General features: G+C 56.6%; 19 protein-coding genes and 1 pseudogene. 4 read left to right on the forward strand and 16 right to left on the reverse strand.

Annotated elements, in window-relative coordinates; genetic code table 11:
* Window positions 1-483 precede the first annotated feature (483 nt).
* From EEQ99_RS30805 to EEQ99_RS30815, 3 genes and pseudogenes are all read right to left on the reverse strand, one after another.
* Window positions 484-1716 (reverse strand): DUF3422 domain-containing protein, encoded by a 1233-nt coding sequence (locus tag EEQ99_RS30805; RefSeq protein ID WP_127431659.1) that lies wholly within the window; start codon window positions 1714-1716, stop codon window positions 484-486.
* Between the two features lie 14 nt (window positions 1717-1730).
* A pseudogene (locus tag EEQ99_RS30810) lies at window positions 1731-3090 on the reverse strand (Glu/Leu/Phe/Val family dehydrogenase).
* A 195-nt stretch (window positions 3091-3285) separates the two neighbouring features.
* Complete coding sequence (locus EEQ99_RS30815; protein ID WP_127431660.1) at window positions 3286-4389, reverse strand: saccharopine dehydrogenase family protein; 1104 nt, start codon at window positions 4387-4389, stop codon at window positions 3286-3288.
* A gap of 138 nt (window positions 4390-4527) precedes the next feature.
* Between EEQ99_RS30815 and EEQ99_RS30820 the strand changes: the two genes are divergently transcribed.
* A complete protein-coding gene (locus EEQ99_RS30820; RefSeq protein ID WP_127431661.1) occupies window positions 4528-4959 on the forward strand; it encodes an Lrp/AsnC family transcriptional regulator in 432 nt (143 codons plus the stop codon).
* Between the two features lie 90 nt (window positions 4960-5049).
* Window positions 5050-5998, forward strand: a protein-coding gene (locus tag EEQ99_RS30825; RefSeq protein ID WP_127431662.1) for an IS630 family transposase whose coding sequence is annotated in 2 segments (ribosomal slippage) — window positions 5050-5394 and window positions 5396-5998 — 948 coding nt in all. Because the reading frame shifts where the segments join, the coding sequence is not laid out codon by codon here.
* A gap of 56 nt (window positions 5999-6054) precedes the next feature.
* On the opposite strand, the gene ydiJ is transcribed toward EEQ99_RS30825, so the two are convergent.
* From ydiJ to hglS, 4 genes are read right to left on the reverse strand one after another with little or no spacing between them, the layout of a single operon-like run.
* Window positions 6055-9096: a D-2-hydroxyglutarate dehydrogenase YdiJ gene (gene ydiJ, locus EEQ99_RS30830; RefSeq protein ID WP_127431663.1), complete on the reverse strand. Its 3042-nt coding sequence runs from the start codon at window positions 9094-9096 to the stop codon at window positions 6055-6057.
* Window positions 9093-10343 (reverse strand): pyridoxal phosphate-dependent aminotransferase, encoded by a 1251-nt coding sequence (locus EEQ99_RS30835; protein WP_127431664.1) that lies wholly within the window; start codon window positions 10341-10343, stop codon window positions 9093-9095. Before EEQ99_RS30835 ends, ydiJ begins: the two co-directional genes overlap by 4 nt.
* An 11-nt stretch (window positions 10344-10354) precedes the next feature.
* Entirely contained in the window at window positions 10355-11887 is a 1533-nt protein-coding gene (amaB, locus tag EEQ99_RS30840; RefSeq protein WP_127431665.1) for an L-piperidine-6-carboxylate dehydrogenase, read from the reverse strand.
* 35 nt (window positions 11888-11922) lie between these two features.
* Complete coding sequence (gene hglS / locus EEQ99_RS30845) at window positions 11923-13308, reverse strand: 2-oxoadipate dioxygenase/decarboxylase HglS (RefSeq protein ID WP_127431666.1); 1386 nt, start codon at window positions 13306-13308, stop codon at window positions 11923-11925.
* 105 nt (window positions 13309-13413) lie between these two features.
* Here hglS and EEQ99_RS30850 point away from each other — a divergent pair, with 105 nt between their 5' ends.
* Window positions 13414-14346 (forward strand): LysR family transcriptional regulator, encoded by a 933-nt coding sequence (locus EEQ99_RS30850; RefSeq protein ID WP_127431667.1) that lies wholly within the window; start codon window positions 13414-13416, stop codon window positions 14344-14346.
* A gap of 201 nt (window positions 14347-14547) precedes the next feature.
* On the opposite strand, the gene EEQ99_RS30855 is transcribed toward EEQ99_RS30850, so the two are convergent.
* Together EEQ99_RS30855 and EEQ99_RS30860 are read right to left on the reverse strand one after the other, a co-directional pair.
* A complete protein-coding gene (locus EEQ99_RS30855; protein WP_127431668.1) occupies window positions 14548-15648 on the reverse strand; it encodes an ABC transporter substrate-binding protein in 1101 nt (366 codons plus the stop codon).
* 214 nt (window positions 15649-15862) lie between these two features.
* Window positions 15863-16411, reverse strand: coding sequence for a cupin domain-containing protein (locus EEQ99_RS30860; RefSeq protein WP_127431669.1), 549 nt, complete (start codon window positions 16409-16411; stop codon window positions 15863-15865).
* A 185-nt stretch (window positions 16412-16596) separates the two neighbouring features.
* Between EEQ99_RS30860 and hisD the strand changes: the two genes are divergently transcribed.
* Window positions 16597-17895 (forward strand): histidinol dehydrogenase, encoded by a 1299-nt coding sequence (hisD, locus tag EEQ99_RS30865; protein ID WP_127431670.1) that lies wholly within the window; start codon window positions 16597-16599, stop codon window positions 17893-17895.
* Between the two features lie 153 nt (window positions 17896-18048).
* Here the strand turns inward: hisD and EEQ99_RS30870 are convergent, their stop codons facing one another.
* The 7 genes from EEQ99_RS30870 to EEQ99_RS30900 all read right to left on the reverse strand — a co-directional run bounded on the left by EEQ99_RS30870 (window position 18049) and on the right by EEQ99_RS30900 (window position 26661).
* Window positions 18049-18576, reverse strand: coding sequence for a zinc-binding metallopeptidase family protein (locus EEQ99_RS30870; protein WP_127431671.1), 528 nt, complete (start codon window positions 18574-18576; stop codon window positions 18049-18051).
* A 116-nt stretch (window positions 18577-18692) separates the two neighbouring features.
* Window positions 18693-20159 (reverse strand): M81 family metallopeptidase, encoded by a 1467-nt coding sequence (locus EEQ99_RS30875; protein ID WP_127431672.1) that lies wholly within the window; start codon window positions 20157-20159, stop codon window positions 18693-18695.
* 166 nt (window positions 20160-20325) lie between these two features.
* On the reverse strand, window positions 20326-21396 hold the full coding sequence (locus tag EEQ99_RS30880; RefSeq protein WP_127431673.1) for an ABC transporter ATP-binding protein: 1071 nt from the start codon (window positions 21394-21396) through the stop codon (window positions 20326-20328).
* Window positions 21397-21408: 12 nt separating this feature from the next.
* The gene (locus EEQ99_RS30885) at window positions 21409-23241 is read right to left on the reverse strand and encodes an ABC transporter permease subunit (RefSeq protein WP_244604873.1); all 1833 of its coding nucleotides are present in this window, start codon (window positions 23239-23241) and stop codon (window positions 21409-21411) included.
* A gap of 83 nt (window positions 23242-23324) precedes the next feature.
* The gene (locus EEQ99_RS30890; RefSeq protein ID WP_127431674.1) at window positions 23325-24425 is read right to left on the reverse strand and encodes an ABC transporter substrate-binding protein; all 1101 of its coding nucleotides are present in this window, start codon (window positions 24423-24425) and stop codon (window positions 23325-23327) included.
* Window positions 24349-25524, reverse strand: a complete 1176-nt coding sequence (locus EEQ99_RS30895) for a M14 family metallopeptidase (protein WP_127431675.1) — start codon at window positions 25522-25524, stop codon at window positions 24349-24351. Before EEQ99_RS30895 ends, EEQ99_RS30890 begins: the two co-directional genes overlap by 77 nt.
* A 33-nt stretch (window positions 25525-25557) precedes the next feature.
* A complete protein-coding gene (locus tag EEQ99_RS30900) occupies window positions 25558-26661 on the reverse strand; it encodes an ABC transporter substrate-binding protein (RefSeq protein WP_127431676.1) in 1104 nt (367 codons plus the stop codon).
* Between the last annotated feature and the right edge of the window lie 22 nt (window positions 26662-26683).

Genomic DNA, 26683 nt, shown 5'->3' on the forward strand with positions numbered 1-26683 from the left:
GATCCGCTGCAGATCACGCTCGCTCATCGCTATCAGTCCCATCGGCAATCTCCCCGGCGCCAATCAAACGCGGGGAGTGTGACATTCCAACTTTGCAGAAACAGGACACTTTAACTTTGCGGCTACAGACGGTCGTCGCATAATCTAGTTTATGGAACCTATGGTTGGCTTCAGGTGTGTTGCTTTTACTATCGGCGACTGCCACGTAGCGGAGATGACGGAGATCCATGTCTTGCCCCTGGGCACCCGGGTTTGGATGCCTTATCGTTTCGTATCGTGGTTACGCTGAGGCCAACCACGTGTGACTAGCATCGTCAGGCTCCAGTTGGATCCGGCTTGGTCAGGTGGCCGCCGTAAAACTCTTGCATGCGGCTGCGATCGCTTTGATGCCGATGGGCCGTAGTTTTGCAAGATTTCATTTGCTTTCTGGAATTTGGGTATCTGGTGGCACCGCGTCCCTCAATTGAATGATGCAAATAAGTTCTATTCATGGGTCGCGAGTGCACGCTTCACGCGAAGCACTGTGGCTGTCACAGTCACGAACACGAGCGGGAGCGACCCAAGCATCAGCAGCGGGCTTAATTCCCACCCGGCATGTTGACATGCCTCGAAAGCCGTTTTGATGAGACCGACGAGGTAGTAGCTGATGGCGATGATTGAGAACCCCTCGACCGCGCGCTGGATCTTCACCTGCGTCGCTGCCCGTTCAGCCACCGACCTGATCTGAATTGCATTGTGGAACTCGACCTCGACCTGGATGCGGGTTTGGAGCAGGTTCAGGAGATGCAAGGTGGCACCGGACAACTGCTCGAGCCTATGGGCTGCGGCCTCGCAGGTGCGAACCGCTGGCTTGAAACGCCTGGTGATGAACACACCAAAGCGCTGGAAGCCCGGCACATGTGTCTCGCGCAGCTCGCTGATGCGTTCCTCGACGATCTTAGCATAGGCCGCAGTCGCGCCGAAGCGGCTGCGAGTTTCCGCCGAAGCGGTGATGATGGCGGCTGAAAGCTCCGAGATCTCGTTGAGCAGGTTCTTGTGCTGATCTGCCGGCGTCGACTGATTGCGGTCTGCCAATTCTCCAAGCCGCGCATCGAACTCGGCAAGCCGCGGCGCGAGCCTTCGTGCGAGTGGCAACCCAAGCAGCGCCATCGAGCGGTAGGTCTCTACCTCGTAGATTCTACGGACCATTCGCCCAAGCCGATAGGCGTTCAAATCCTTGTTGAACAGCAGCGTATGGCTCCACCCGTTAGAACGAACCCGGAAGTCGGAGCAAACTTGGCCAGCCCCTCCTCCGATCATTGACGCGGCGCTGACATCAAACCCGAATTTCGGCAGGAAGTCGCCCAATTCATCCGGCGCAGGCCCCATTACCAGGATACTGACCTGACCGATAATCGATGCCGAAGGCAGACCGAGCATTGCGAGAATGTCGGACGTCACCAGCGTTGGCGCCGGCCATTGTTCCGGTTCGTGATCGAGCATTGTCACGCGTGTGACGGTTACGAACTCTGTGTGATACTCGACACGCGTCTTTATAAGGTCGGTGTCATGCTTGCCCAAAGATATGGAGCCGCCCGTTTGTCTAGCAGGCGACTGAGCCGGCATCAGAGCGAAATGCTCGACGAGTGCCGGCCCGGCGAAATATATGGACGGCCGCGCATGAAGTTCGGCCGTAAAGTCCGCTGCCGTCGGCTGATCCGTCTCTCCTGTTAGCATGCCGCGCCCCCGAACTAAATCCCGATTGCCTCATAGGTGTCGGCGACCTGCCGGATGGAAGCGACATAGGCTGCGGTCCGGTAATCGCCGAGTTCGGGCTGTGTCTCGAGAAGATCGCCGATGCGTGCCCAAGTGCTGCGCATGACGTCTTCGAGGCCGGAGCGGACAAGATCTATTTCGTCGCCGCGTTCGAGGAACTCGTCGCGGATGTCGGCGGGGAACTCCCTGCCGGTCATCCGCTCGAGCGCCGCCGCAATCGTCTGGTTGCGTCGCTCGCGCCGACGACGTTCCATCAGGCCGAAGGGGATATGCGTCAGGTTCTTGACCCACTCGAAGTAACTGACGACAACACCGCCGGCATTGACATAGAGATCGGGGAGAATGGTGACGCCGCGGGAGCGGAGGAGCTTGTCGGCCTCGAAGGTGACAGGACCATTGGCCGCTTCGACGACGAGGTGGGGCTTGATGCGTTCGACGTTCTCGGCGTGGATAGCATTTTCCGTCGCCGCCGGGATGAGAACGTCGCAGCGCTGTTCTATCTCAGTCATGTCGCCAGCAAAGGGCCTGGCGCCTTCAAAGCCGAGAATGTTGCCGGTGCCGATTTGGTGCTGCTTGAGCGCTTCGATGGAAAGGCCTTCGGGGTTGGCGACGTAGCCGTCGCGATCAGCAACAACGTTGACGCGTGCGCCGTCCTCTTCGGATAGGAACTTGGCGGCGTGATAGCCGACATTGCCGAAGCCTTGCACGATAACGGACGCGCCTTTGAGATGGCGCCGGCCATCAAGACCTTGCGTGCGAGTGTCGCGAAGATAGCTCTGGATGGCGAATTGCACGCCACGAGCAGTGGCCTCCGTTCGGCCGGCGATCCCGCCCTTCGACAGCGGCTTGCCGGTGACGCAAGCGCGAGCATTGACGACGTCGGTCGGATTGGCACGGCGGAATTCATCCATCATCTAAGCCATTTCCCGTTCGCCCGTGCCGCCAATATCGGGGGCTGGAACGTTGACACCGGGACCGATCAGGCAGCGTTTGTTCAGTTCCTGGGTAAAGCGGCGGGTGATGCGCTCAAGTTCCTGCGGCGACCACTCGCTCGGATCGATCTTCAGTGCGCCCTTGGAGCCACCGAATGGCACGTCGACGAGCGAGCACTTGAGCGTCACTAATGCGGCAAGAGCCTCGACCTCATCGGCGTCGGGCATTCGAGGCATAGCGGATGCCGCCTTTGACCGGTTCGCAGTGCTCACTGTGGACCGATCGCCAGCCGATGAAACTGTACATTTGACCACGAAGGCGCACGCCGAAGCGAACCGTGTAGGTCGAGTTGCATTGGATGATCCGTTCAGCCAGTCCCTCCCCCAGATTGAGGAATGACATGGCATGACGGAAGTTCTGGTCGACACTTTCAAGGAAACTGGCGGAATTCATCGGGCAATGCTCGTTGGGGCCTTCTGTTGTTGTAAACGACTGGCGGGTTGCCAACCCCACCCTGCGAGGGGTGAGCCGCAGCCCGCGTTCAGAGCGACACGCCCGACACCATCAACGCCAGGCGCCTGAAGTCATGACAAGGGACTAGACCGCCTTCTTCAGACGCATGGCCTCAGGATCGTAAACCTGGCCAAAGCGATTGTTCAGGAAATCTGCGAGCGCGACTTCCTCCTGCCGAACGAAGCCCTTCTGAGGCAGTTTTCCATCGGCGAGGAGGTCGAGAACCGTCGTGATGCCGGCGGCCGTCGTGATTTGGATCGCGCTCATCGTTTTGCCCGCGACGACACCCGAATAAACCTTGTTGGCGTAGGTTTCCTGCATGTAGCGGCCCTCTTTCCAGCCACACACGGTGACGAAGATCACGACCACGTCCTGCATCGTGGCCGGCAGAGCATTTTCGAACAGGTCCTTGAGCACGTCCCGGCGGTTCTTGAGATTGAAGTCGTTCAGCAGCGCCTTGATTATTGCCTGATGGCCTGGGTAGCGGATCGTGCGGTAGTTCATCGTCCGAACGCGGCCCTCCAGCGTCTTGGCCAGGGTGCCGAGACCACCAGATGTGTTAAATGCCTCGTAGGTAACACCATCCAGCGAGAATTCTTCGCGCTCTTCCATGGCCGGCACTGTAATGAACTTGCCCTCAACAATCGCCTCACATGGCTCGATGTATTCGTTGATCAGACCATCCGTGCTCCAGGTCAGATTGTAGTTCAGAGCGTTCGACGGATATTGCGGCAAGGCTCCAACGCGCATGCGCACGCTATCCAGCGTGTCAAAGCGCTTGGCAAGGTCGTTGGCAACAATCGAGATAAAGCCGGGCGCGAGGCCACACTGGGGAATGAAAGCAACATCTGCACCTTCGGAGAGCTCCTCGACCTTCTTGGTCGTTGCGACATCTTCCGTCAGGTCAAGGTAATGCACCGAGGCTTCCAGTGCAGCCTCGGCGACTTTGCCGGTCAGGTTGAAGGGCGCCGCGGACAGAACGGCGAACTTCCCGCGAAGCATCACTACGAGTGCCCCGATGTCGGTGATATCAACGACTTTTCCGGAAATCGCAGGATGCTTGTCGAGCTTGTTGATCTGCGCCTGATCACGATCGGTTACGACGACATTGTAATTGCCTGTTTCGGCCAGCATCAATGCGATGGCGCCACCGATCTTACCTGCGCCAATGACCATTATATCCTTCATTTCAGTCCCCTTCGCTTCAGGATTTGAATGTTGTCAGTTTGACTAGATCACACGCCATATCATAGGGTCACATTGCTATTTTTGTTGGCTTGTTTTAAGCACTTCGCCGTATTGGATAGTCTGAATGCAGAGGTTCTGATGAATGTAACGGAAAAAGACCGCGAACTGCTCGATTTGCTTGGCGAGGATGCGCGCGCGCCCGTGGCGAGCCTTGCCAAAAAGCTCGGTTTGTCGAGAACGACCGTTCAGTCCAGACTTGATCGCCTGGAGCGTGAAGGGGTCATTGCCGGATATAACGTGAGACTGTCCGATGAGTATCAATCAGGTCTTGCGAAAGCGCATGTCATGATCACGCTCGCGCCAAAAGTCTTATCACAGGTTTGCGTTTCGCTGCAGGCAATCCATGGTGTGAAATCACTGCATTCGGTGAGCGGCACATTCGATCTAATTGCGGTTCTCGAAGCTCCGTCGATTTCGGAACTTGATCAACTCGTCGACGGGATCGGAATGATCGATGGCGTTGAGCGAACGCTTTCCTCGATCATCATGTCCACCCGGCTAAGCCGCTAGAGCGTATCTGGATTTAGTTGAATCGGCAGGGATTCCGTTTTTGTGTGTTTTGTGATTCAAGATGCTGGCTGGAGTGGAGGCCAGCATCGAATGACGCGACCTCTTTCCAATGATCTTCGTGAGCGTGTTGTTGCTGCAATCGAAGCCGGTGAGAGCTGCCGGTCGGTTGCGGCGCGGTTCGGTATTGCCGTGTCTTCAGCGGTAAAGTGGTCGCAGCGTTATCGTTCGAGCGGATCTGTCGCGCCTGGGAAGATGGGCGGCCACCGCAAGCGGGTTCTGGAACCGCACCGGACGTTTATCGTGGAGCGGATCAACCAGACGCCGCATGTGTCACTGCACAGGTTGAAGGAAGAGCTGGCCGCGCGAGGGGTGAAGGTATCCCACGATACGGTATGGCAGTTCCTGCGGCGTGAGGGATTGCGGTTCAAAAAAACCACTGTTCGCCCTTGAGCAGGCGCGCGCTGACGTCGCGCGACGGCGACAGCGCTGGCGATCCTGGCAGGCTGGCCTCGATCCAAGACGGCTGGTCTTCATCGATAAAACCTGGATCAAGACCAACATGGCGCCGCTTCGAGGGTGGGGGCCGAAGGGCAAACGCCTGCGCAGCTTCGCCCCGCACGGACATTGGCGCACCCTGACTTTCCTCGGCGCGTTGCGCTGCGATCGGCTCACCGCACCCTGTGTCTTCGATGGACCGATCAACGGTGAGTGCTTTCGCGCCTATGTCGAGCAGCAACTCGTACTGGTGCTCAAACCCGGCGACATCGTCGTGATGGATAATCTCGGCTCCCACAAGTCGGTCGCCATCCGTCAGATGATCCGCAACGCTGGTGCTCGGCTCTGGTACTTGCCGCCGTACTCCCCCGACCTCAATCCAATCGAACGGGCTTTCGCCAAAATCAAGCACTGGATGCGCCTGGCTCAGAAGCGAACCATCGATGACACCTGGCGCCACATCGGACACCCCGTCAAAACCATCGAGCCCAGCGAATGCAGCAACTACTTCGCCAATGCCGGATACGCTTCCGTCAAAACCTGAAACGCTCTAAATACATCCAGCTAGATGCGCCTCGCCGCTGATTGCGACGCCAGTATCTATACTTTGAAATTGACAAGGCGTTCTATGACTTGAAGGGGATGCTCAAGACCAACAGCGTCAAGGGTCTTGACCTGCGACCGGCAGGAATATCCAGTGACCATGACAACGTCCCCTTTTTGTCGGCCTGCGATTGGAGACTTCCAACTCATTTCATAGAGCGCTTTCGATAATCTTCTGTTGCGCGTCTCGTGCCCAAACGTGCCCGCCATCCCGCAACACCCCGTCTCGGCAACTGCGAGTTCAATACCCAATTGCGCGAATACCGCCTTCCACTGCCCGATGGCGGCAGGCGCGTTGGTTCTTTCCGTGCAATGGGGCATGAGCGTGTAACGTATACCTTCGATGGATTTGGCTAGAGGTTGCTCTGCTAGAACATTTGCAAGCCACTCTTGCGGCAGGGCTACATCGGCCCCTAGGGGCTTGCCGGGCACCGCGCTATATTCGCTGCGGAAGGCAAGCGTCATTGAAGGATCAATGCCAACTAATGTTACGCCAAGGTCAGTAAGCCCTTTCAGGTAGACGGACGTTCCTCTTGCCGCCCTTTCAAAGCGGCCGAGATAGCCATGCACATGCAGCGCTTTCCCGTTGATGTGCGGGGCGGCAAGCAAAGGCTCATAGCCCAGCTTGCGGGCAAGGCTGATCGCCGCCAGTGCGACATCCGGATCGAAATAGGAGGTGAAGACATCCGGCACGAATACGACTGTCCGGGACAGTTTTGCATTGGAGAACCGTGTCAGGTCCTCGGCATGCGCAATGGCCACTCCCAGCCGCCTGGCTTCCTTGGGTAGCGATACTGCGGGCAAATGTGGAAGTGCCGTCAGCCCAGCCAGACGCGTCAGTGCCTTGCCAGGCACAGTGCCTGCGACGAGGTTATATAGCGGCCGCACACGCGCCATCATCGGCAGCATTGTTTCGATGGATGCAACGAGCGGGTCCTTGAGGGGCCGCAGATAGCGGCCATGGTAGATCTCCAAAAACTTGGCCCGGAAAGAGGGGACACTCACCTTAATAGGACATTGCCCGGCGCAGGCTTTGCAGGCGAGGCAACTGTCCATCGCCGCCTTGACCTCATGCGAGAAATCGCCCGCGTTTACCGGGGAAAATGAATTGACGATACGGCGTGGCAGTTGCCACAGCCTGCCGGCCTTGCGCAAACCCTCTGCTTCTCTCCGTGGATCAATATTTTTCTCGGCCAGCATTCGCAGCCATTCGCGCATGAGTGATGCTCGTCCTTTGGGCGATTGACGCCGATCCCGTGTCGCCTTGTAGGAAGGGCACATAGGACTGGTTTCATCAAAATCGAAACAGGCACCATTGCCATTGCAATAGGCGGCGTTGTCGAACGCGGCGCGGATTTCGTGCCCAATAATCCTGTCGAAACCGCCGCGGAGCGGCACCTCATCGATCTTCAGCAAAGGTCTTCCGTTGATGCTGGTGATCTTGCCTGGATTGAGCCGGTTTTGCGGATCGAAGCCGCGCTTGATGTCCTGCAGGCAAGGGTAAAGGTCTCCGAAGAATTCCGGCACATATTCCGAACGCACGCCCTTGCCATGCTCGCCCCATAACACGCCGCCATATTTGCGGGTGAGCGCCACCACCTCATCACTAATTTGGCGAACCAGGGCTGTGTGATCCGGTCGAACCAGATCAAGAGCCGGGCGGACATGCAGCACTCCAGCATCGACATGGCCGAACATGCCGTAGGACACGCCTGCCCTATCGAGAAGATCGCGAAACTCGCGGATATAGGCGGCCAAATGCTCAGGCGGCACGGCGGTGTCCTCGACGAACGGCACCGGCCGAATCGATCCTTCGACATTGCCGAGCAAGCCCACCGCGCGTTTGCGCATGGTCCAGATCGCCTCGGCATCGGCATGGCCGCGCGCCACCGTGAATCCCAACCGGTTTGCACCGGGCCGCGCCTCGAGCGTGGTAGCGACCTCCGCGATCTTTTGCTCAAGTTCGTCGGGGCCGCCAGCCAAGATTTCGACGATGTTGATGCCGTTTGCCGCCCGCTCCCCGTCGGAGGGAAAGAAACGGCCGATCGCGTTCCACACAATATCGCCCTTGGCAAGATCGAGAACTTTCTCGTCAACCGTTTCGATCGAGGCGACGCCGAGGGAAACCAGGTTGCGGGCATCTTCCAGCGCAGCATTGAAATCGCTATAACGGACGTTGATGAGGGCCACCTCGGCAGGAAGCGGCATGAGATTGAGTTCGGCCTCAGCAATCAGGGCGAGGGTTCCCTCCGACCCGCACAGCACGGCGTTGAGATCAAAAAACCCGTCCTGTCGTCGCACATGCGCCAGATCGTAGCCGGTCATGTACCGGTTGAGATTTGGGAAGACCTCGGCGACCCGCTCCTGCGTTTCCCACGTGATGCGCTCCACGATCCGATGCACTTCACCGATGCGGTCATCGCGCGCACATATCTCCGTAAGCTCCGCGTTTTCGAGCGGGCGTGACCAGAAATCCGAGCCGTCCGTCAGCACGACCCGCAGACCCAGAACATGGTTCGACGTCTTGCCATAGAGGCAGGAGCCCTGCCCGCAGGCATCGGTGGAAATCATACCGCCGATCGTCGCCCGGTTCGAGGTGGAAAGTTCCGGCGCGAAGAATAATCCATGCGGCTTCAGCTCCCTGTTGAGTTGGTCCTTGACGACGCCCGCCTCAACGCAAGCCGTACGTCGCATCGGGTCGATTTCGAGAATACGGTTCATGTGCCGTGAACAATCGACGACTACGCCATCGGTCAGAGCTTGGCCGTTGGTGCCTGTGCCACCACCACGCGGGGCGATGACGATGGTGAGGAAAGCTGGCTCCGAAAGGGTGCGGGCGATGATTTGCATGTCTTCCGCATCGCGGGGAAAGACAATCGCCTGCGGCTCCACCTGATAGATGGAGTTATCCGTAGCATAGACCGTGCGGGAGGCCGCCCGCGTTTCAATATCGCCGCGAAAGCCCGCCTCGATCAGACGCTCGGAGAAGCTGACAGGAGCGTCAGCGATGGAAGCTGGGCGATCGAGGCATGGAATCATGGCGGGAGAATTGATCCTTTCAGAGCCGCACAAGCCCGTTCGATGCGGTTCAGCGCTTCGACCAGTTCCTCCTCCGATGTCGCATAGGAAATGCGGAAGAAGGGGGAAAGACCGAAAGCAGAACCGGGCACCACAGCTACCTGTGCGTCTTCCAGGAGGTAATCAGTAAAGTCAGCATCAGTGGCGATGGTCTTTCCATTCGGGGTGACCTTGTTCAGTATACCGGCGCAGCTCGAAAAGGTATAGAATGCTCCCTCGGGTGTGCGGCATTCCAGACCCGGAATGGCATTGAGTCGACCGACCACCAGATCGCGACGTCGCTTGAAACTTGCCTGGCGGTCCTTCAGGAACTCTTGTGGACCGTTGAGCGCGGCAATAGCAGCTGCCTGACTGATCGAGCACGGGCAGGACGTCGCTTGGCTTTGGATGACCGCCATGGCCTTGATCAGCGCCTTAGGGCCACCGGCATAGCCGATACGCCAGCCGGTCATCGCGTAAGCTTTGGACACACCATTTACCGTGAGCGCTCGCTCTTTGAGCCGCGGTTCGAGTGCCACCGGTGTAACGAACTCAAATCCGTCATAGACGATATGCTCATACATATCGTCCACCATCAGCCAGATATGCGGATGACGTAGTAGTACATCGATCAGGGGCTGGTAATCCGCCGCACTGTAGGCCGCGCCGGACGGATTGGACGGCGAGTTCAACAGCACCCAGCGGGTCCTTGGCGTAATCGCGTTCTCAAGTTGTTCGGCCTGAAGACGAAACCCGGCCGCCGCATCGCACGGCACCAGAACAGATGTACCGCCGCAGACTTCCACAATGTCGGAATAGGAGGTCCAGCAGGGCGTGGGTATGATAACCTCGTCTCCCGGATCTATGGTCGCCATGAAGGCGTTGAATAGGATCTGCTTGGCGCCGGCGCCGGCGGTCACTTCGTCGATGGCGTAGTCGATGCCGTTTTCCCGCTTAAACTTCGCGCAGGCCGCCTGCTTGAGAGCCGGCGAACCATCAAGCGCGGTATATTTGGTCTCACCTGCGTCGATGGCCGCCTTCGCAGCCTGCTTGATATGGTCCGGTGTGTCGAAATTCGGCTCGCCCGCGCCGAGAATGATGACGGGGAAGCCCTCTCGCTTCATCGCTGCGGCTTTGGCGCCAATTTGCAGGATTTTCGAAACGCCGACAGAGGCGATCCGCGCGGCGGGTCGGAAGCCCGCCTCACCAATGTCTACTGAGATCATCATGGCGTAGAGCTCTATTCAATAATGAAGGAGACACCCTGCGCTAGCGGCAAGGCTTTCGAATAGTTGATCGTGTTGGTGGCGCGGCGCATATAGGCCTTCCACGCGTCGGAACCGGACTCACGGCCCCCGCCGGTTTCTTTTTCTCCGCCGAATGCCCCGCCAATTTCAGCGCCGGAGGTGCCGATATTCACATTTGCGATGCCGCAATCTGAACCATCCGCCGCCAGGAAACGCTCGGCTTCGCGCATGTCCAGCGTGAAGATCGACGAGGAGAGACCGGCACCTACTGCATTGTGGTCGGCCAGAACAGTATGGAAGTCGCTGTACTTTAGGACATAAAGAATTGGTGCAAAAGTCTCTTCCAGCACCGGACCTTCATGCGCGGGCATTTCCACCAGGGCCGGCTTCACATAATAGGCGTCCGCGCTACCGGCGTCGAACCGCTCGCCACCATGTACCGCACCACCATGGGTCTTGGCTTTGGCGATTGCTCTTTGCATCGCTTCAAAAGCCAGTTTGTCGATCAACGGACCGACCAAGGCGCTTCCGTCAAGCGGGTTGCCGACGGAAACGCTGGAATAGGCCGTCTTCAAGCGCGGTACGAGCTGGTCATAGACGCTTTCATGAACGAAGAGGCGGCGCAGCGTGGTGCAGCGCTGGCCGGCCGTGCCCATTGCGCCGAAGGCAATGGCACGCAGTGCCATGTCGAGATCCGCGGAGGGACAAACGATACCGCCATTGTTGCCGCCCAGTTCGAGAATGGCCCGGGCGAAACGCTTGGCAAGACGCGGACCGACCTCGCGGCCCATCCGGGTAGAACCAGTTGCCGAGACCAGCGGCACTTTCGGGTGATCGATCAAGACTTCGCCTGCGGTGCGATCGCCGATGAGCACTTGCGCAAGATTAGCTGGTGCATCACCGAAGCGCTTCAGGGCGCGCTCGAGGATGCCCTGCGCGGCAAGCGCGGTCAGGGGTGTTTTTTCGGAAGGTTTCCAGACGACGCTGTTGCCGCAAACCAGCGCCAGAGCCGCGTTCCAGGCCCAGACGGCAATTGGGAAGTTGAAGGCGGAGATGATCCCTATGACACCGAGCGGATGCCAGGTTTCCATCATCCGGTGACCGGGGCGCTCCGTGGCGATGGTCAGACCATACAACTGACGAGACAGGCCTACCGCGAAATCGCAGATATCGATCATTTCCTGTACTTCGCCCAGGCCTTCGGAGGGGATCTTGCCTGCCTCGATGGACACGAGACGGCCCAGATCGGCCTTGGCAGCGCGCAGTTCCTCACCAAACAGTCGTACCAGTTCCCCACGCTTCGGCGCAGGCACCAGACGCCATGCGCGGAATGCAACATCTGCGCGATCGACAATCTGAACTGCTTCAGTTGCAGACACTGTTTTCAGACTGCCGGTCTGCTCGCCTGTGACGGGAGAGAAGGAGCTAAGGTTCCCGCCAGTGTAGGCGGCTTTATCCACGTCGAGGCGGTTCAGAATGGAAGCAGCTTCCGCCTTGAGGGAGAGATTTACAGGAACATTGTTCATCTATGGAAACTCCGGAAAACGGTTGGTTCGGCCGGTCACTCGGCGGCAGAACGCTTCTGAATCGCATTAAGGCAGGCTTCGATCGACGCCTTTTCGATGCCTTCGTAGTGATCGAATTCGTTCAAAACTTGTGCTCCGAGGCCAGCTGCGAATCGCACCTGGTTCGGGCTCGCTTCGAATTCCTGCTGAGCACCGTCGCCCAGATTTGACTGGAAGATTCCGGCCGCACTGACGGGCAGAAAGTCTTCATAGACGATGGGATCGAAGCGGATAAAGCCTTCGGCGATCAACGTATCGAGATCGACCGACGCCGTACGCCCAACCTTTTCGGTCACTGCATAAGTGAAGTAACCGAGACCCTTGGAGCGGATTGACGCCCAATCATCTGGAAAAGCCTTGAACGTATCGGCAAGTGCGGCCGCATAAGCTGCGGCATTGGAGCCATCGGCGGCCGGACGTACGATCTTGCGAGTGTCGTTCAGCAGCTTGTCGTAAAGGGCGCGGCCATTCGGAGTCAATGCGACGCCGCGCTGCTCGATCTCGCCGAAGCGGGCCGTATGGGTGGCAGCCTGCCAGCCCCCCTTGCCATCCTGGAAAGAAACTGGCTCTTCCAGAGCCTTGAACGACGTCTGGCGCAGAAGGATCGGGCATTTGCGTGTGGGCGGACCTTCGATCACAGCCTTGGGCGCAATGCCATATTCCGGCATAAGCGCTTGCACCTTGTCGATGTCCAGGGTGCGGGGCGTCAGGTGGTTGATGTGCGGCCCCTTGAACGAAACGACATCCGCTAACAATCGGTGGGCGTCGTGAAGGCGATGGTACATGGAAAGCTCTACATTGGCCTTTTCGTGCCAGCGGAAGGTCTCCAGTACTTCCGATACGAAACGGGCAGCATCTTCCTTTCCGAACCCGCTTTCCCTCTCCGCCTTTTCCGTCAGGGAAACAGCACCATGCGTGAAGATCTGGCGCTCGGCAAGAACGGCCTGCGCCTCTCGCCGCAGGTCTTCGTCCGCGATCAGGTCGAGGCGCAGGAGCGAGGTAAATACGCGGAAGGGATTGCGCTTCAGCGCCTCTTCCCCAACCGGCCGGAAAGCCGTCGAGTGAACAGGAACAGCCGCGGTCGACAGATCATAATAGCCGACCGGATACATTCCCATCACCGCGAAGATGCGACCCATCATTGCAAGCTCAGCTGCGGTGCCGAGCCGGATGGCCCCGTGCCGCTCCTCGGAAATGCGCTGCAAGTTGTCAGTCGCTTCGAGACGGGATTTCAGCTCCGGATCGCTGGCCAGCGCCTGTTGGTTCACGCGAGCGACCAACTCCATGAGTGTGCCATATGCCGGAACTTCTTCTCGATACATTGCGGACATCGCACTCGAAAAGGAAGCCCGGATGTCGCTTGCGGAAACCTTCTCCGGCATGGTGGAAATTCCTGTAGTTAGCGCTTATCATTCACTTTCATCACCGTAACCCGGATTTTCGTAGCCGTGTTGTGAGATATTCGGTTAAATTAATGAGCGATTGGAATGTATATGCGAAGAGCCATGATCCCGGACATCATAAATCTGCAGGCATTCGAATGCGCTGCGCGTCACGAGAACTTCTCCAGAGCAGCTGAAGAACTCAATCTCACCCAGGGTGCCATTAGCAGGCAGATAGCTGAACTTGAACAGCAAACTGGACTTCGGCTATTCGAGCGCATCAAACGTCGTGTCGTGCTTTCTGACGCAGGACAGAAACTGTTGCCTGAAGTCAGACAGCTTCTAGTGCAGTCTGAGCGGCTGATGATTGGAGCCGTAGCAGCCGGAACCATGAGTTCGTCCCTGCGAATTGCCACACTGCCGACTTTCGGGGCCAAGTGGCTTGTTCCCAAGCTCGGAAGGTTCATTGCCGATCATTCCGACGTTGCTATATGCGTTGAGTCCCGCTCGAGCCCGTTCAGTTTCGCCGAGGAGAATTTTGATATGGCGATTCATTTCGGGCAGCCCACATGGGCAGGTGCAACCGCCACGTTCTTGTGCAACGAATCCGTTTTGCCTGTTGCAAGCCCGGCTTTTCAAGAGAGGACTCGTGCGGCAACGAACGACCCTTTCTGCAGTGCGCAATTGTTGCACTTGACGACAAGACCAAAGCTGTGGTCTGACTGGTCCGCCCATCACGGCATACGGATTCCGCGCGCGTATCAGGGTCCGCGATTTGATCAATTCTCCATGATCATTTCGGCTGCGGTCGCGGGCCTTGGAGTCGCTCTCCTCCCTACATATTTGGTTGAAGATGAGCTTGCCTCCGGCACGCTGGCCCCGTTTGTCCCTCTATCAATGCAAACGGAGAATGCGTACTATATCGTTCGCCCCGAGCAGAAGCGAACGCTAGGGCTCGCAGTGGAGTTTCAGGAATGGCTTCTTCAAGAAATCAATAGATCAATCTCTATCACCGCTCTGGGGCCAAATATTTCATGAGTCCCGAACAACATGCTGCCGCGAGCAAAGCCGCTATCTCGTTAGGGACTTTCCCTGACTAACGAGAAGTTGCAGCCGAAAAATACAATGACGTAGAGGTTCGTTTGACTTGGCACCTGGCGTCGACACCTCCTACGAGAAGGTGTCGACGAATTTCCAAAACAACCTTGCCTCAATCCGCCAAAGGGGTGCCAGGTACTCTCATTGGGAAAGAATTGACACGCAACGCTCAAGCGCTAGCTCATAGTTAGTGCGTCCGTCAGCTTGTGTCTGACCCCACCATTCATAGTTCTGCGGGATTTCTTTGCCTTTCCGCTCGGGCGCGCCCGGAAGGGCTTCAACCAGATCCTTTGACAGTAGCGCGAATGCGTCGCTATTTATTGGACCGTACGGAATTTCTGTGGAGAATGCCGCCTGGGGCTTCGCTTGGGAAATATAGGCCAGGAATTTAAAAGCATTTTCCTTGTTGGGTGCATCTTTCAGCACCACCCAGTAATCATATTGCAGCAAGGCTTGTTCCCAAGATAGGGCGAGTGGCGCTCCCTGCTTTTTTGCACTTATGATCCTACCATTGTAGGAAGCAGCCATATCGACCTCACCGCTCACAAGGCTTTGAGGCGCGTCCGCGCCAGCGACCCACCAACGGCCAACATTCGGTTTCATTTTTGTGATCTTCGCAAACGCGCGCTCCACGTCGAGAGGATAAAGCGCTTGAGGCGAAACACCGTCACCCAAGAGTGCTGTTTCTAACAGCCCCCCGTTTAACAGACTTTCACATTTCGGAAGGCCTCGTTTACCTGGATATGCATCAACGTTGTAGAAATCTACCCAATTCCTTGGAGCATTCTCTTCAGAGAACATCCTAGTGTTATAGGCTACGTTCAACGAGAATATAACAGCGCCGACCCCATACTTGGACTTTAGATAATCGGGCATACCATTCAGTGTATCCTTCCCGAAGAGGCTGTAGTCAATTTCTTCAGCTGCGGATTTATTGACCCAGGTAGGTAACGAACCTCCATTTATCTCAGTTATGTCTGCGGCCGGTTGACCCAGTTTAATTGAAGCCAACATCTTGCCGTCGTCTTGCGGCACGACGACAACTTTGATCCCCGTGTCACGAGTGAACGGCTCAAAGAAGGCTTTGCGTTGAGCAGCCTCCCAAGCGCCACCTCCAGATGTAACAACGACCTCTCCAGTTCCGTTTAGGTTTTCAGGCACAGTTTGTGCCCAGGCGGATGTTGCCACTACTGACCAGCCCAGCGCGGTACTGATGGCGATGGCAAGTACTGATGTATTCATGCTTTCTTCCTCCTTGACTAAGGCTCCCACTCAAGCAGTGTAAGGGTACGCGCCTGTTTGGCAGAGCGGACGCCTTAAGCGTACGTAGCTTCAGCCTTGAACGGTCATTTCCCTGAGTTCTGGACTGCCCAATAGGAAATCACGTTTCAAGCATTTGGGAAGCAGCCCTGACCACTCTGGTTATTATTCTCACCATCTGTTTGGAGGTCCGAGACTAGTAGGTGGGCGGCGTGATCGCGCTGAGGATTTCGCTCTGTCGGTCATCGACGTTGCGAAAGCGGTGAGGCAGCCGGCTGTCGAAATAGTATCCGTCACCCGGTTGCAGCACTCGTTTCTGATCTCCAACCGTGACCTCCACCTTCCCCGATAGCACCATGCCAGCCTCCTGCGCGGCGTGTGAAAACTCCTCGCCTGTATCAGCGCCGGGCGCATAGCGCTCGTGCAACATCAACAACTGTCGGTTTGGATGATCCAGTCCGATAACCCTATATGAAATTGTATCGACCTTTCCAATCTCGGCCAGGTCAACAGACGCGTAGAACGGAGAGTATGGAAGGGTCGACTGCAAATCGGAGAAGAAGCCAGGCATTGTCGTGCCCAAGGCTTCGAGCACCGCGCTGAGCGTATCAATCGAGGGGCTCATCCGATCTCGTTCAATAAGGGAAATTGTTGAATGAGATATCCCTGAACGGGCGGCCAGTTCTCGAGCACTCAAATTGCGGCGACGGCGCAACTCATGCAGCTTGCTCCCGATCTTGGGCATGTGACAGCTCTCCCCGTATCATTCAACCAGACCCACAACGACACCATCCATGTCGAAGGGAAGACCAGATGCAACATACAGGCTAAATGCTGGTGAATATACTGAACAGGCGGTTGACTGGCGATTGCCGGGCCGCTGAGCTTCCACGATGCTGGCGTGGATTATCCCAATTTCAGGAGATTTTGATGACGCCGCGTCTTGAAGCGTTGAAAGGCAAATTCGTCCAGCTGAAGCAACCGACCAGGGACGCCGTCTCCGATACAGCGCAAGTCGAAACAACCGTAAAGGAGATCATCGCAAATGTCCGCAAGCGAGGTGACGCGGCGGTTCGCGAATACTCCCTCGCCTTCGACAAGGCTGACGTCGCAAACTTCGAGGTCACCGAGGAAGAAAAGCTGAAGGCTGTTGCTGATCTTGATCCGCAGACCCGCGAAGACACCGAGTTCGCGATTGCCAATGTCCGTCGCTTCGCCGAGGCGCAACTTGGCACTATTTTGCCTCTCGAAATCGAGAGCCTTCCCGGTCTTCACCTCGGTCATCGTGTAATCCCGATTGAAACGGTTGGCTGCTATGTACCGGGCGGTCGTTACCCGCTTCTTTCGGCTCCGGTGATGACCATCGTACCGGCAAAGGTCGCTGGCTGCGACCAAGTCATCGCTTGCCTTCCGCCAAATGCTCACCCGGCCATGATCGCTGGCTGCCATCTCGCGGGCGCCGATCGCATCTTCCGCGTCGGCGGCGCGCAAGCAATCGCCGCCATGGCATATGGCACCGAGACGATCCCGGCCGTCGACAAGATCGTCGGGCCCGGCAATGCCTTCGTTAACGAAGCAAAGCGCCAGGTGTTCGGCCAGGTCGGTATCGACCAGCTTGCCGGTCCCAGCGAAATATTCGTCGTTGCTGACGAAACGGCCAATGCAGTAACGATCGCAACGGACCTGCTCGCCCAGGCCGAGCATGATGTCCGCACCCGTGTTGGTGTGGTCACAACCGACCGCAAACTCGCTGAAGACATTCTAAGCGAAGTCCACAATCAGTTGGAAACCCTGCCGACGGCACCGGTGGCAGCGGTCGCGTGGAAGGACTACGGCGAGATCACCGTTGTCGAGGACGAAGAGGCGATGATTGCCTACTCCGATCACATCGCAACGGAGCACTTGCAGGTCCACACCCGTGATCCGCAGGCAACCGCGCAGAAGCTACGCAACTACGGCTCGATTTTCATTGGGGAACTTGCCAGTGTCGTCTATTCCGACAAGTGCTGTGGCACGAACCATACCCTGCCGACGATGGGTGCAGGGCGCTACACGGGCGGGCTCTGGGTCGGCTCCTACGTGAAGATCGCTACCCACCAATGGCTGGACGAACGCGGTGTTGCCGCCGTTGCTCCCGCAGCTGTTCGCCAGAGCGCGACCGAAAAACTCGAGGGCCATCGCCGCGCCGCCGCACTTCGTCTTAGACCGAAGCAACTCGCCGCAGAGTGATGTGGTCCCACCTTGAAGTTTGCATGACCGATGCGATCGATGGGATTGGCTCCTCATGGGAAAGGAGTTGGCTTTGCGGCTCTCATGGAGACACAGGGCGGCGGGAACCCAAAAGGAGCGCTTACTTCAACGCACCCATTGCGAGCAGTTGGGTCATTTCCGACCGATGGGATTTCTGAATTCATTCGCGGCTCTGAAACGCTGAAACTCGGTCTTAGCAGTAGACAAAAGGCCTCCGTTGATGAAGAGGTCTCTGGCGACGGCGGCCATTGCCTTGGCTGCAAGTGCTATGCCCTTGTGTGCGGCCGGTGCCTTGCCTTGCGCAACGAGTTGCCACGAGTGGGGCGGCGTTCCGACGGCATAACACGGCACATGGCATTGGACGGTTGGTACGATCCAACTCAGTGTTCCTACGTCCGTCGACGACGATGGGGTCAACCTTCCGTTCAGCGGCGAATAGATGTCGCTTGAAAGCACCTCATTCTTCTCCGGCAGCCCATACTCCGCGTAGGACGTCCTTATGTCCGTAGGCGACAGGGTCTTTTGAATCTCGGCGGTAAACCTCTTGTCCGCGTCGTCTAATTGTGGCCCACCAAGTACGGCCAGGTTCCGATGCGTAGCCATTTCGAGCGGAGCATTCCCAACAAGATTGGCTGCCCCCGAAAGCTGCTTGAACGCCATTGTATCTCGGTCATTAGCGCAGCGCCTTGCACGATCTTCCAAAGCAGTAAGCGACTATAATCGATGGTATACCTTGGAGCGCGCGCTCCAAGGTGGCAGCTACGCTAGATAATCGGTTAGTATCGTGTCTCCTTATCTAAGGGCCACAATGGTCGTCGGATCTGCTTATAGTCGTAGCGGGTCAGGTCTTGGCTCATCAGGCCAGGGCTATCCGCGAGATAATCACGCTTGATTATGCTGGCGAAGCCGTCCCTCCACTTGTTGGTCGATTTAATTCCCACGATCTTGAAGCGCGATACATCGATCCCATGCATCAAAAATATCTCAGGATCGTACACCTGGTGGCGCTCGGAAACGACGATGACCTCGGTGCCACCTACTTGTAGCCGCACGGTCGGCCCTACATTCATCGACCGTCCTTTTTCTTCAGCGGACATACGGATGAAGCGGCCATCAGTTAGGGCTTTTACATATGCGTTTGCCTCGATGGGCGCACCATGCATTTCATCGGTCTTACCGCCGAGGGTTATCTGGATCGTCTTACCGACACCTGCCTCGTGCGACTGTCTGACAACCGCTGGATCGCAAACGGCAGCGTAGCAAGCCTCTCGCAGATCCGCCTCAAGCATTGCGCGCAAGAGATAAGTCCCATCGCCAGGGCATCCTCCCCCCGGATTATCTGCCCCGTCGAGTACAGCCACAGGCCAGTCGCCCGATGATAAAGCGATTTCGACGGCTGCTTCTGGGGAAAACGATTGTGCTCCAATGGTCTCTCTAGAATCCCAGACCAAACGGGCAATCTGCTTCGCGGCACCACCGGCCTTTTCCGCATTGCCATTGGCCACCACAAGTACCGATGCCCCCAAGTCCGAGTTGTCGACGTACGGGAAGCCATGAAAGAACGTGCACGAGACAATGTCGTCGTCCTTTTCAAATTGTCGACAAAGATCGTTCACTGCGGCGGCAACACCATACATTGTTGTGACGGGCGCTAGTAGGAAGGGGATCTTCTCAATATACAGTTCTGGAATAACGCTGCCATCCAGCAGTCTAGGGATGATATTTACCGCGTCCTGACCCCTTTCGAACATATCCGTATGAGGATGGTAGCGAGTGCCAAATGCCGCGTCGACTAATTCAGATAATCTCGGGTTTAAGTTCCCATGCAGATCCAGCGTTATCACGATTTTCACTTCTGGACCGACGAGTTGCCGAACCTTTTCGCAAATGTCTACTTCAATATTGCTCACGCCATGGGCGACCCCTGCGCCATGTAGAGCCAGAGCTACCGCATCGAGAGGAAGAGCTCTCTTGATGTGTAAAAGCAGATCATCGACCATTTGTGCATAGGCGTCCGCGTCAATGATACCCGAAGGCTCGTCATCCGCATGTAAAGTTGGCACCACTGTTGCACCTAAACTAGCCGCAGCATCCAGCATTCCGCCTAGATAGGATCGCACCCCTTCGTGCTTAAGAATGAGCGCGTCTCCCCGCACCACATCAAAGTCGGAAGACTTCGCGTCTTGGAGCCGAAATGTATTCGTTTCATGCTCGATGCCGCCAACTGCAAGCTTAAAGGTCATTGTAACTGTAGTCCCCGTTGAAGAAGAGGCGCTGAGTAGAAGGATGTCCGTTCAACTAGCTCGGCCATACCTCAACCCCTTCCGATGAAGTGTCGTAGCTAATTGCCCGGACACGTCCGGATCAAAAGCCGACGTTTATCCTCGATTGCGACGCCGCCCGCCTCAGTTAGTTCAGCATGACGCAATGCTCGGGTTTCCAAGACACCGTTACCGAGGTGCCACCGGTATAGTGGGGTTGACCGCGGTTTTGCCGCTTAGCGATGATGGTTTCGTCACCGCACCGAATGTGGTATCTGGTCATCTCACCAAGGAAGAGCACGTTCTCGATGACGCCGGCGACGGAGTTCAGTGCCTCGGAAGACGTTGACACAGGGGTGATGTCGATATGCTCTGGGCGAACAAAGAGCCAACCATCGTCACCCTGGGACTGACCCGTCAGTTGTGCTGAGCAGGTAGAAATCCCTGCCATCGTCACCTTGCCCGCTCCGTTTTCCGCCTCATCGACGCGACAGGGAATCATGTTCGATTCTCCAACGAATGACGCGACGAAGCGGTTTTTGGGCTTACTATAAAGACCTTTGCTGTCATCTACCTGCACGAGCCGACCTTCGTTGATCACGGCTATGCGGTCGGACATTGTTAGCGCCTCGTCCTGGTCGTGAGTTACGAAGACAACCGTCATGTTGAGTTCTTTCTGAATCCGCATGATTTCGATCTTCATGTGCTCTCGCAGATTCCGATCCAATGCCCCGAGCGGCTCGTCCATAAGCAGGATGCTCGGATTGAACACGATCGCTCTGGCCAAGGCGATGCGTTGCTGCTGACCACCTGATAGTTGGTTGGGATAGCGGCTGCTGTACTGATCCATCTTGACGAGTTGCAAGGCCTTTGCGAGCTTTTCCTCGACGTCTTTGCGAGGCGTCTTCCGGACTGTGAGGGGGAAGGCGACGTTTTCTGCGACCGTCATATGCGGAAAGAGCGCATAGTTCTGGAAGACCATGCCAATTCCGCGCTCATAAGCGGGAAGATCGACGATCGACCGAGTGCCCAGGAAGATGTCACCTGATGTCGGTGTTTCGAAGCCGGCGATCATCTTGAGGGCGGTCGTTTTGCCAGAGCCCGATGGTCCCAGGAACGTAACGAACTCCCCGGGTTGGATGTGGAGATCGAAGTCTTTCACCACATGCAGAGGGCCATAGAACTTCTGAATGTTTTTCATTTCAAGGCTAGTGGACATATTTGTCTCCGATCATTCGGCCGTACTGGCCGCAGTGCGCTTTTCGTAACGCACGCGGATCAGTTGGACTGTGATTATCGATGCCGTAACGAGCACGACGATGAGAGTGGATGCTGCGCTAAGAAGCGGATCGATCTGATACTTGATATCGGCCCAGAACTTGATTGGAAGCGTCGGTGTCTGACGTCCCAGAAGGAAGAGGCCGACAAGAAGTTCGTCGAACGATGTGAGGAACGCGAGCAGGCTTGCCGTGAGAAGAGCCGGCTTCAAAATCGGAAGTGTCACAAGGCGAAGCACCTGATGCGGACGAGCGCCATGGACTGCGGCAGCTGGTTCAAGTGAGGCGTCGAAGTTCCTTAATGCGGCGGCCATCACTACTATGACGTAGGGCACGGACAGCAACACATGTCCGATCACCAAGCCCGTGAAGGTTCCAAGGATTTTGAGACGAGCCTCGAATACATAGAGAGACGTTGCGATGATTACAACCGGGACCATAAGAGGAGACAGTGAGACCAGGAAGAGCATCTTCTTAAACAAGAACTTCGTGCGCACGAGCCAGAAGGCGCCCATGGTCCCAATGATCGTAGCGACGAATGCCGCGGCGATCCCGAGTTGGATCGAGAAGAAGAAGGACTGGTGCCAGTCCGCAGCATTCGCCAACTTTTGCCACCATTGCAGCGAGAAACCCGGGGGAGGAAACACCACGAACGGCGAAGAGCTAAATGAGAGAATCACCACGACGATCAAGGGCGCTGTGAGGAACATTAGGATCGCGACCGTGTAAGCCCAAAGCCAACCGCCATTTTTGGTGAGCAGGGCTCTTGTGACCGCATGGGTGCCTCCCTCAATAGCGGCGACGAGTGGAGCAAGCATTCGCTTTGCGCGCTTAAGCAGGCGAGCCGCAGCACGAGGCTCGCTATCCGGCGAGCTCGTCGCCGACGACCAGATCATTTCGAGGGGAATGAACAAGCTCGCGACGAAGAGGATTGCGATCGTGACGAAAAGCAGGACCATAGACGAAGCGTATCCGAGTTCAAAGTTCAGAAGCGTCGTCATTTGATCTACAATGAGTTGCGAAATCATCGTGTCGCTCGGTCCACCGAGGAGAGCTGGCGTGATGTAGAAGCCGATGGCGGTGATGAAAATCAGGATTCCCGCCGAAAATACGCCTGGCAGCGTCATCGGCAGATACACACGAAGGAAGGCTTGAACGGGTTTCGCCCCAAGGATCTGGGCCGCATGCGCGTAATCGTGGTCGATACGTGCCATTGCTGAATACATCGTGAAGATGGCCATCGGCACGAAGACGTGTGTCATACCGACTACAACCGCGAAGGTGGTGTTTAGGAGTTGCAGAGGCGCGCTGATCAGGCCAAGCCAGATCAGCGCGTTATTTATGATCCCTTCACGCCCCAGAATGATCATCCAGGCATAAGTCCGGATCAAAAAGGCTGTGAAGAGAGGGATCAGAATGAAGACGCTCAGAATGGACAGAGAGAGCGAGCGAACCTTGGTCAGGAGATAGGCTACCGGGTAGCCCAGCAGAAGCGAGACCACGGTGACAATAAGACCTACGCGAAGTGTATGAAGGAGAATGTTGAAGTTCACGGCACTGGCAAACACGCGTCCGTAATGTGCGAAATTCAGCTTCGTACCTTCGAAACTTCCCCAGAAGATGTAGGACAGCGGAATGACAAGGAACCCGATCAACAAGACGAGAAGTGGAGTGGCTGCGACAACGCTGCCCATCTTTAATTTGCGGTTGGATCGGTTCATCGGTTTTTGTCTTTCGGCCAGCCCCTCAGACGCCGAAGCGACGGGATTGAAAGCTGCCACGTCCATGATGCCTTTCTCCTTCGCTGCTCGTCAAGGACGAGCGGCGTGTATCGAATTCTTCGTTAGGAGGTGGCGCGTCCCGCGCCACCTCACTGCGACAGGAGAGCTACGCAACGCTCGAGTGCTACGTCCCAGTTCGTGCGTCCATCGGCATTCTTGGTGTTCCACCATCTGTAGTCCTGGTAGACCTGCTTCTTTGCGATGGAGGGAGATCCTGGAAGGATATCGAGCAGTTCTTTCGATACGAGGCTGAAAGCTTTTTCGTTGACCGGGCCGTAGGAGATAGCTTCTGAGAACGCAGCCTGTGGTTCCGGGCGAGAAACGTATGCCAGGAATTTCTCGGCGTTTTCCTTATTCGGGGAACCCTTCATGACGACCCAGAAGTCATACTGAAGCAAGGATTGATCCCAGGAAAATTCCAACGGCGCACCTTCCTTCTTAGCGCCGAAGATACGGCCATTGTAGGCATCGGCCATATCAACCTCGCCACTGATCAAACTCTGAGGGGCATCTGCACCGGCGACCCACCAGCGACCGACATGGGGCTTCAGTACCGCCACTTTCGCGAATGCTCGGTCCATGTCGATGGGATAGACCTTGTCAGCGGGGACGCCGTCGCCCATAAGCGCACCTTCAAGCAAACCGCCGTCGACGAGCTTTTCGCATTTGGGAAGGCTTCGCGCGCCTGGGAATTTCTTTACGTCATAGAAATCGACCCAGTTTTTCGGTTCTTGGCCTTTCGGAAACTTCGTGGTGTTGTAGGCGACACCAACCGAATAGAGTAGCGCACCTACACCGTTCTCGTTCTTCATCTGCTCCGGCATTTCCGCAAGGGTGTCCTTTGCGAATAGGCTGTAGTCGATTTTCTCGACGGCGTCCTTTTCGACGAAGCCGGCGAGAGCACCGCCGGGAACAGATGTGAGGTCGGCTTCAGGCTGGCCAAGCTTCACCGAAGCTAGCAATTTGGCGTGATCTTCCGGTACCAACACCACCTTGATGCCGGTGTCACGTGTGAAAGGATCGAAGAAGGCTTTCTTCTGCGCCGCTTCCCAGGTGCCGCCGCCGGAAGTGATGACGAGTTCGCCTGTACCTTTAAGATTTGCGGGTACTTCGTCAGCCTTGGCGGGTGCCGACAGGGCAGCAAGCAACAAAACCGCGGTGAGTGATTGAGTAATCGTTGTGGTTTTCATCTGTATTCCCCTTTTTTTGAAGTAGCTCTGGTTTAAATCGAACGTTGGTCCCGTGCCATGGCCTGATCGTTGTCTGGCTTTGCTGTGTTCGAATGTCTCCCTTACGCTGGCTCGCTGCTCGTTCTTCCACAGCGATCGCTAGCACCGGCGACCCATTCGGAATGGAGGGGTGCGTTATGCGCCACAGCAAGAATCCTGTTTCGGGCGCGGCAATCTCCGCGACGGTTTCCCCAAACAGATCGCAGATAGTTCCGAGCCGCTGATCTTTATGAATTCGGTCGCCAGGCTCTACCTCCGAGTAAAACTCCCCGTCTGTCGGACAGGCCACCCAGATATAGTCGTCACAAGGAACCCGTGCTCGTTGGAATTCGGTTGACGGCGTGTCGAGTATTCCTAGAGCCCGTGCGACATTAAGGACGCCGTCGACATGAAATTGCACTGAGGCTTCGTCAACTAATCCATTCGCGCCGGCCTCCGACATGATTGCGAGCCTGTTCTTCGAGGCAAATCCTGTCGGCGGGCGGCCTGGCTTCGGTATATGAGCAACGGGGAGGCCGACGACGAGTTCGGCGTCGAAGCACATCGCCATCCGTCTTGCACGTTCGTCCAGGACTGGGTCGTCCGTGTGCTGGAAGATGGTGAACTTGGAAACGTTTTCTCGAAGATCACCTCCGTGCATATCTACGTAGCAATCCGCACCCACGCACCACTCGTTCATTATTGCGTCACAGAGGATCTCAGAAAACGAGCCGTTGGGGTCGCCTGGGAACGAGAAATTGATGTTTTTTCCATCGAGGGGACAGACGTATTCGCTGTATTTGTACAGTGCGGGCTGGTTCACAAGCGGGATAATCGAAACCGATCCCTGAATTTTTCGGGGATCGAACAGTTTCTGAAGGCGAACAGCAGCCTCGATAGCGGCGACCTCATTCACATGAACGCCTGCCGAGATACAAAGCCTCGGCCCATCACGATCGCCACGGATCTCGCACAGAGGCCACATGTATCCTGAAAGACGAGGGTCGGCGAAGGAGAAGTGGCCTCGGAAGATGCCAGGCTCTCCATACGCAACGCTGTTCGATGAGGCAGTTATCTTCATTGTCGTAGCACTCGTGGTTTCCGATGCTTGGTCCTATTGCGATAGCATCTCTACACAACGACTCATTGCGTCGTCGTAGTTCGTCCGGCCATCGGGACGCATCTCAGCCCACCATTTGTAGTTTTCGAAGATTTGCTTGTCGGCGATTTCCGGCGCTCCGGGGAGATCCGCAGCGATTTCCTTCGGAAGAAGACCGAAAGCTTCCTTGTTGACAGGCCCGTAGCGCATGGCCAGTGCGAACTGCGACTGAGGGACAGGCCGCGAGATATAGGCCAAAAACTTGCTTGCATTTTCTTTGTTCGGCGAGCCTTTCATTATGACCCAGTAATCATACTGAAGAAGCGACTGGTTCCATGTGAAGGCGATGGGCGCACCTTCCTGCTTGGCCATGGCAATGCGGCCGTTGAAGGAAACTGCCATATCGGCGTCTCCGGAGATGAGGCTCTGCGGAGCTTCCGCTCCACCGGACCACCAACGTCCCACGTTGGGCCTAAACTGCTTGATTTTCGCGAAGCCGCGATCGACGTCGAGTGGATACAGATTCGCCGGCGAAACTCCGTCTCCGAGCAGAGCGCCTGCCAGAAGACCGCCCGCGAGTATACGTTCACACTTCGGGAGCGCTCGCTTCCCCGGGAAGTCCTTCACATCGTAGAAATCGACCCAGTTGTCCGGATGCCTCCCATCGGCAGTGAATTTGTTGGTATTGAAGGCGATAACGGCGGAATAGAGCAGGGCTCCGACGCCGTTCTTGTCCACGAGTTGCTCGGGCATTGCTGAGAGAGTTTCTTTCGCGAAGAAGCTGTAGTCCATCGGCTCAACGGCGTCCTTCGAGATCCAGCCGGGAAACTCGCCGCCGGAAACGGACGTCAGATCCGCATCCGGCTGACCGACTTTTACTGATGCAAGCAGCTTTCCGGGATTGGAGGGAACGACCACGATCTTGATTCCCGTATCCTTGGTGAACGGGTCGAAGAACGCCTTTCGAAGCGCCGCCTCGTAGCTTCCGCCGTCGACTGCCACAACGACCTCTCCGGAACCCTTCAAGTTTTCCGGAATGTTTTCGGCGCGGACTGCAGAGACTTGTGTTACGGCCATCGCCGCGAAGCTAAGTGCCAGGCTGATAGTTCTAGTTGTCATCGCATTCCCCTTTTGGTTGTCT

The organism is Rhizobium anhuiense (genome assembly GCF_003985145.1).
Lineage (GTDB): Bacteria > Pseudomonadota > Alphaproteobacteria > Rhizobiales > Rhizobiaceae > Rhizobium > Rhizobium anhuiense.

Coding starts and splice junctions, on each gene's coding strand:
- EEQ99_RS30805 (WP_127431659.1), bottom strand. CDS start 1,716: ATGCTAACAGGAGAGACGGATCAGCCGACGGCAGCGGACTTTACGGCC.
- EEQ99_RS30815 (WP_127431660.1), bottom strand. CDS start 4,389: ATGAAGGATATAATGGTCATTGGCGCAGGTAAGATCGGTGGCGCCATC.
- EEQ99_RS30820 (WP_127431661.1), top strand. CDS start 4,528: ATGAATGTAACGGAAAAAGACCGCGAACTGCTCGATTTGCTTGGCGAG.
- ydiJ (WP_127431663.1), bottom strand. CDS start 9,096: ATGATTCCATGCCTCGATCGCCCAGCTTCCATCGCTGACGCTCCTGTC.
- EEQ99_RS30835 (WP_127431664.1), bottom strand. CDS start 10,343: ATGATGATCTCAGTAGACATTGGTGAGGCGGGCTTCCGACCCGCCGCG.
- amaB (WP_127431665.1), bottom strand. CDS start 11,887: ATGAACAATGTTCCTGTAAATCTCTCCCTCAAGGCGGAAGCTGCTTCC.
- hglS (WP_127431666.1), bottom strand. CDS start 13,308: ATGCCGGAGAAGGTTTCCGCAAGCGACATCCGGGCTTCCTTTTCGAGT.
- EEQ99_RS30850 (WP_127431667.1), top strand. CDS start 13,414: ATGTATATGCGAAGAGCCATGATCCCGGACATCATAAATCTGCAGGCA.
- EEQ99_RS30855 (WP_127431668.1), bottom strand. CDS start 15,648: ATGAATACATCAGTACTTGCCATCGCCATCAGTACCGCGCTGGGCTGG.
- EEQ99_RS30860 (WP_127431669.1), bottom strand. CDS start 16,411: ATGCCCAAGATCGGGAGCAAGCTGCATGAGTTGCGCCGTCGCCGCAAT.
- hisD (WP_127431670.1), top strand. CDS start 16,597: ATGACGCCGCGTCTTGAAGCGTTGAAAGGCAAATTCGTCCAGCTGAAG.
- EEQ99_RS30870 (WP_127431671.1), bottom strand. CDS start 18,576: ATGGCGTTCAAGCAGCTTTCGGGGGCAGCCAATCTTGTTGGGAATGCT.
- EEQ99_RS30875 (WP_127431672.1), bottom strand. CDS start 20,159: ATGACCTTTAAGCTTGCAGTTGGCGGCATCGAGCATGAAACGAATACA.
- EEQ99_RS30880 (WP_127431673.1), bottom strand. CDS start 21,396: ATGTCCACTAGCCTTGAAATGAAAAACATTCAGAAGTTCTATGGCCCT.
- EEQ99_RS30885 (WP_244604873.1), bottom strand. CDS start 23,241: ATGGACGTGGCAGCTTTCAATCCCGTCGCTTCGGCGTCTGAGGGGCTG.
- EEQ99_RS30890 (WP_127431674.1), bottom strand. CDS start 24,425: ATGAAAACCACAACGATTACTCAATCACTCACCGCGGTTTTGTTGCTT.
- EEQ99_RS30895 (WP_127431675.1), bottom strand. CDS start 25,524: ATGAAGATAACTGCCTCATCGAACAGCGTTGCGTATGGAGAGCCTGGC.
- EEQ99_RS30900 (WP_127431676.1), bottom strand. CDS start 26,661: ATGACAACTAGAACTATCAGCCTGGCACTTAGCTTCGCGGCGATGGCC.